Consider the following 6,548-nt stretch of genomic DNA (forward strand, 5'->3'; position numbering starts at 1 on the left):
CGGAGGCGGGTATCATCTGGGCAACGGCTACCGGACGTATAACCCGGTCCTGATGCGGTTTACGGCGCCGGACAGCCTCAGCCCGTTCGGGGCCGGGGGGCTGAACCCGTATGCGTACTGCCTGGGCGATCCGATCAACCGGACCGATCCGAGTGGGCACATCAGTGTGGGCAGTATTCTGGGAATAGCGTTAGGTCTGTTTGGAATGGTCGCGGAGTTGGCCGCGGTCATTCCAACGGGAGGGGCTTCCCTGACGCTGAGTGGGGCGATTTTGGCCGGGGTTGGTTTTTTAGGGGCGGCGACCGGGTTTGCCAGTGCCGTGACAGAGGGCAGTGATCCGCAGACTTCTGTTGTTTTGGGCTGGATTTCAATAGGGTTGGGAGCGGCCAGTCTGGGTAGTTTTGCACTTGGTAAAATGGTTCGTGGGTTACGGCAGGTGGAAGCTCAGCTACAAAATAGTTTTAGTTTTGGTTCCAGTGTAAGGGCTGCGGCGGTGGGAGAAAGTGAGGTTCCCAGAACAATAGAAGCAGTTGCAGCGGAGACAACTAGAGCTACTGAGACAGCCAATACAACAAGGGCAGCAGCGGCAATTGAGACAACTGCAAGAAGCACATTAGAATCTTTTGATAGAGCAAATGCGGCAGGGTGGGTACAGGAAGTCATGAGTAATGGATATAGAACGGTGCAGTTTGATTTTCCTCCACTCGCTCAGATGACAGAAAGCATGCAGCAAGATTTTAACGTACTACAGCGCTTGGGATTTGCTTATCAGACAACGGGTGGAGGAATTAGGTTAACAATGGACAACAGCGTACTTCTGAATGCGGGGGGCAGAGCGGTACAAAGATTTATAAATATTGAAAGTAGAACAGTACGTGAATTATATGCACCATTTATAAATGAAATTAATCCAAGGGCAGTCAATACCATCAGTAGATTTCGCTATGAAGAAGGTGTTAATAGACTAGTGTATAATGTTAATCGGCATCAAGGAATTTTTATTGATCCACGTTTTGACGATTTTTTCCTGGGAATTTCGGGATGGAATATTCGGTGGAGAGAAGCGAATCTTCCCGGAATGGTTGCTGACTTACTGCGATTGCTATAATAAGTGATCAGGCAGCGCATAGTGATTAATCTATACGCTGCCTTTTAAAAAATCATTACCATTAAATTAATTCAAAATACCGTCTTACAAGTTCTCTCCCAATCTCAAATGATGCAGTAGTCGCTGGCGAGGGAGCATTACAAACGTGTAATGACCGGCGACCGGTTACAAAGTGAAAATCATCCACTAGTTTACCTTCGGGCGTGACTGCCTGAGCACGGACACCCGCTGGCCCCGGAGTAATGTCTTCAGGACGTAAATAGGGAATAAGCTGGCGGGCATTTTCAGTAAATAGCTGATGTGAGAATGAGCGGCGCATTTCTGCGATTCCTTCACTTAAATAGCGTGAAGCAATTTTCCAGACACCTTTGTAAGTCAGTATTTCCGTCATATCCCGCAGGTTACAATCTGTCCGGCGATACCCCTCGCGTTTAAATGCCAGTACCGCATTGGGGCCCACATCCCGTTTGCCATTATGCATGCGGGTAAAATGAACACCTAAAAATGGGAAATCAGGATTAGGAACGGGATAAATCAAGTGATTGACCAGATGGTTTTTATCACTATTCAGCACATAATATTCGCCGCGAAATGGCACGATTTTCATACCAGTATCGTAGCCTGCCAGTTGAGCTATTCTGTCACTCTGTAAACCGGCACAGTTCACCAGCCATTTTGCCTGATAAGTGCGTTGTTGGGTTTGAACTTCGATAGAATCACTGTGTTCCCGGATAGTTTGTACAGATTGTTGGCAGTGAATATCTCCACCTCTGATCTGAATGATTTCAGCCAGTTTTGCTGCAATTTCCGGATAATTGACGATCCCGGTATCCGGGACCAGAATGGCTTCAAGGCCATTGACATAAGGTTCACGCTCCTTCAAAGCCGCCTGTGATAACCGACTAACCTGAAGACCATTTTGCAAACCCCGCTGATAGATATTTTCCAGTAAAGAAAGCTCTTTCAACTGTGTTGCAACAATCACTTTGCCACAGCGGTCATAGTATAGGCCGTGTTCCTGACAAAACTGATATATCGTCTGGTTCCCTTTTTTCGCCAGGTTGGCTTTCAGACTACCGGGCGTATAGTAAATACCCGAATGAACAACATTACTGTTATGCCCGCTTTGATGCGTAGCCACGTATTTTTCTTTATCCAGTACCAGCAAACGTAAATGTGGGTGTTGTTCCTGTAGCGCATTGGCTGTACCAAGTCCGACTAACCCTGCCCCGATGATAATCACATCATACATTATGCGGTTCCTTCCTTATTGCTGTTGTCTGATATTGTTTATAGCGCAGCAAGTGAATAACACCAGATAACACAATCAGCGCCATTCCCGCCAAATCGGTTAATACGCCCGGCTTAATTAAAAGAAGAGCAGCAATCGTAAAGAAAATCCTTTCCAGCCAGTGCGCTTTTATCATCCAGAAATTAGCAGTGGCAATAGAGAGGGAATAAATGCCAATCAATGCGGTTATTAACATATAAAGAATAGAAAGCACACTTAACTCACTGCCCTGCATCAATAGCGCCGGGTTATACACCAGAATAAAAGGAATTATAAAACCGGGTAAAGCCAGCCGGACAGCACTCCATGATGTCTGCATGGGATCAGAGCGAGCGATACTGGCGGCTGTGTAGCTGGCAAGGGCAACTGGAGGGGTGATATTGGATAATGCCCCGAACCAGAAAACAAAGAAATGTGCCGCTAAGGGCAGAACCCCTGCTTTAATGAGAATTGGTGATACGGTGACGGCGACAACAATATATAACGCTGTGGATGGCAATCCCATGCTGAGCACGATACAGACTACCATTACAACCAGCAGGATCATCCATAGTGTGTTATCTGTCAGGGAAACAATGTTGAAAGCAAGGGTAGAGCCGATACCGGTCATAGTCACAACGCAGATAATGATACCAATAGCAGCACAGGCAACAGTAACCTGAATGGCTCCACGAGCGGCTTCATTCAGGGCATTGGCTATTTTTTTAGGTGTCATCCGTACCGAAGTATCCGGCGTGATCCAGCTTGCAACAATGATCGCAATAATACCGAGGAAACCGGCATAAATGGGTGTTTTTCCTGCTAATAATGTGCCGATTACGATAAAAAGGGGCAGTAGCAGTAACCCACGCGCTTTCAGTACCGCTTTTACCTGTGGAATACTTTCTTTACTGATGCCTTTCAAACCCTGTTTTTTGGCTTCCAAATCAATGGCAATAATCAGGGAAGCGTAATAGAGCAGTGCGGGAATAATGGCGGCAAGCACAATGGTGGTGTAAGAGATACCGAGAAAACCTGCCATGATAAAAGCGGCTGCGCCCATAATAGGGGGCATAATCATACCGCCGGTTGATGCTGCCGCTTCGACGGCTCCGGCAAAGCGTGGCGACAGGCCAATGCTTTTCATCAGTGGAATGGTGAAAGTCCCTGTTGTCGCTACATTGGCAACTGCGCTCCCACTGAGTGAGCCTGTCAGCGCCGATGAAATGACAGCAACCTGTGCAGGCCCGCCTCTGCGACGTCCGGCGATTGCCAGAGCCAGATCATTGAACAATGCTGTCGCACCACTGACACTCAAAAATGAACCAAACAGGATAAAGACAATGATCGCTGTCGATGCTGTTGACAGTGTGATCCCGAAAATCCCTTCACCGGTCATAAACAGACGGAATAGCAGGCGCTCGATAGAAAAACCGGCATGCCCGAAAATACCGATAAAATATTGGCCGAATAAAGCATACACAATAGCGAAAACAGATAATCCCGGAATGAAATAACCCGTTGTTCTTCTTGCCGCTTCAAGTAATAGGGCAATGCCAACGATAGCCATCACATAATCTGTGGTATTGGGAATACTGTTTCTGACAACATGTAAATCGATATAAGTAAAATAGAAATAGCCGTAACTGATCAGAGTAAGCAGGATGATAAGATAATCCCAAAGATTGAGTTTTGCTGTCGCCTGTTGTCTGGAAACCGGAAAGAGTATAAAGCCCAGTACCAGAATACCGCCAAGAAAGATCACATTACGGTAAAATTCCTGTGTATTAGATAACGCATTAGCGTAGATGGCATAAAGAGAAATAGCGATCGCCAGCAGGGTAGTTATCTGTTTGTAAGGACTGATTAAATGGCGATTACCGGAACCGGATTCCTTATCCAGTTCAGCAGAAGACGATGTTAATGGCGCAATACTCATAATGATTCCTTATGAAAACACATAATCGGACGAGAAAGGGCTTACAATTTGCTCATTACTGAGGCTGAGCTGTGGCTGCATGAATTTCCGGCGGGATAAGATCATCAGGAATAGGCAGCCCGATTTCCCGGTAATATCTGTAGGCTCCCGGATGCAGAGGAACGGCAACGCCTTTAAGGGCATTTTCCGGGGAAATATATTTGGCGGCGCTGTGGATTTGATGAACTTCTTTCAGGTTCTCAAACATTGATTTTGTTAATTCATAAACGATTTGTTCATCAATCTCACGAGTGGTCATCAGAATATTGGGCTGAGCAATCGTGTGAACAGTTTCACTTTGACGGGGGTAAGTTTCTGGCTGAATGACGAAACGAAACCAGGAATTCGCGATAGCATTAATCTGCTTCAATTGCTGATCGGTCACATTCAGGATACGGGCAGAGACACCGCTGGCGTACATATCCGTGACCGCTGAGGCGGGAACCCCCGCAGGTATTGCGCCACCATCAAGACGGCCATCGCGCATTGCGGAAACGGTATCGCTATAGCCGAGATATTCCGGGCTAATACTTTTCTTACTAAGGTTGACCCCTTGTAAAATAATCAACGTAGATTGCTCTGTGCCACTGGCTTGTGGACCAACGGAAAAACGGGTGTTGGCGATGTCGTTTAACGTACCCTCTTTGATTTTATCGTCCATCATCACAAAGTGTTCGACATTAGGCCAGAGTACCGAGATGGAACGCAGATCCTGATAAGGCCGATTTTCGAAATTACGGACACCCTGATAGGCTTCAACAGCAATCAAACTTTGTAAAATAACAAGCTGTGCCTCATTTTTCTGGAGTAAATCAATATTCTCAATTGAACCTGCGGAAGACTGGCCTGTGACCTGAATATTTTCATCCTTGAGATGATGGCTCCATACATTGGCAAGCCCGACACCTATCGGGTAAAAGGTTCCTCCTGTGGATGCCGTGGCAACGGAAAGAAATCGTTTATCGGCATTCTTCATTTTTCCAATAATAGCCATGAAAATTAAGGCAATAGCAGCGATGACTGCCAACAGTGCTTTTGTTCTTTTGGGTGTTAATATTTTTGTGACTGACATAATAGGGTTTACCGAAAATTGTGTGATTGATGATGTGGTGTTTCATTTATAGTTAACGTAAGTATGAACTTATCTATTTTTCTTTTTTTGAATGACTGCATTATGCTATGAGATAGTTTAATGAGTCATAAAGAAGGTAAAATATAAATATAATTGCCACAATCATAAATCTAATGGTTTTGTGGGGGTTTATTGTGAAAATTTGAACGGAGTCACGTCTTTATCAGTAAAGGTAAAAATTAAATTAAATTAATTTAAATAATTTATTGAGTAATAATGATTAATCTATGGTTTTATTTGTATATTGTGGATGGAAAATAACATAATACTATATTAATTCTCATTTAATGTTTTTATAATGGATGCTTTATTAAAGATAAATTCAATTGTTTTTATTTTTTTATATTAATGTGATCCCTGAGGAGATGGTGCTCATAAATAACAGTGAGTTATTATTATATCTGTGAGCTTCAACTTCTGATTGAGTTAATTTAATTTATGTGATGTTTATTTTGGCTTATTTAAATTGGAAAGATATCAAAATTAGACTAATATGTAATATATTAAATATGATTAAGTTTTTATAACCATAATTTATGTAAAAGCCATTGAAATAACAGGGTCTTACTATGTTTATGATTATTTCATAAATCGATAGTAGAAAGAATAGGTTTTATTTTTAATGCCTATATTTCACTTTGTGTATAATTTTTGTGAGTAAAACGGAGTGATTATATATATCTAAATGTAAGAATTAGAATTTTATTTCAGGTAAATATGATGTTTTATTTGTTCCGGTTAATTTAGGAATAAAGTAAAAGAGAATAAAAAATACCCTGGCTAATTATATTGTTAAGTCCGGTGAGTTTGATAGAAATTAATATTAATTTCTCATCACTTTAATACAGGGGATAAAAAAATGAGCACTGACTTTTTTTCTCAGGCCTCGAATTTTCAGAGCACCGCCGCAGGCCGTGTCGATCCACGTACGGGGCTGTTTAATTATGTGATGCCGGTGGCACACCTTATCGGCAATAACCAACTGGGGCCGGAGCTGACCCTGGCGCTGGCATACAGCCCGCTGAATTCAGCGGATATCGGCTTTGGCATCGGTTTTTCC

The 6,548-nt window shown here is 43.5% G+C and carries 5 protein-coding genes; 2 read left to right on the forward strand and 3 right to left on the reverse strand.

Features of this window, described 5'->3' with window-relative positions; genetic code table 11:
* Positions 1-1,108 (forward strand): RHS repeat-associated core domain-containing protein (locus AACS90_RS19620; RefSeq protein WP_241538332.1); only part of this gene is annotated, 1,108 nt, incomplete at its 5' end.
* A 61-nt stretch (positions 1,109-1,169) separates the two neighbouring features.
* Here the strand turns inward: AACS90_RS19620 and lhgO are convergent.
* Genes lhgO through AACS90_RS19635 form a run of 3 tightly spaced genes read right to left on the reverse strand, consistent with a single transcriptional unit; the run spans position 1,170 to position 5,428 of the window.
* The gene (gene lhgO, locus AACS90_RS19625; RefSeq protein WP_099123576.1) at positions 1,170-2,360 is read right to left on the reverse strand and encodes an L-2-hydroxyglutarate oxidase; all 1,191 of its coding nucleotides are present in this window, start codon (positions 2,358-2,360) and stop codon (positions 1,170-1,172) included.
* Entirely contained in the window at positions 2,353-4,317 is a 1,965-nt protein-coding gene (locus tag AACS90_RS19630; RefSeq protein WP_099123577.1) for a TRAP transporter permease, read from the reverse strand. Before AACS90_RS19630 ends, lhgO begins: the two co-directional genes overlap by 8 nt.
* Before the next feature lie 55 nt (positions 4,318-4,372).
* The gene (locus AACS90_RS19635) at positions 4,373-5,428 is read right to left on the reverse strand and encodes a TAXI family TRAP transporter solute-binding subunit (RefSeq protein WP_099123578.1); all 1,056 of its coding nucleotides are present in this window, start codon (positions 5,426-5,428) and stop codon (positions 4,373-4,375) included.
* A 919-nt stretch (positions 5,429-6,347) separates the two neighbouring features.
* Between AACS90_RS19635 and AACS90_RS19640 the strand changes: the two genes are divergently transcribed.
* The coding region (locus tag AACS90_RS19640) for a hypothetical protein (protein ID WP_153043708.1) at positions 6,348-6,548 on the forward strand (201 nt) is incomplete at its 3' end.

Source organism: Xenorhabdus sp. KK7.4 (assembly GCF_963876465.1).
Classification (GTDB): domain Bacteria; phylum Pseudomonadota; class Gammaproteobacteria; order Enterobacterales; family Enterobacteriaceae; genus Xenorhabdus; species Xenorhabdus stockiae.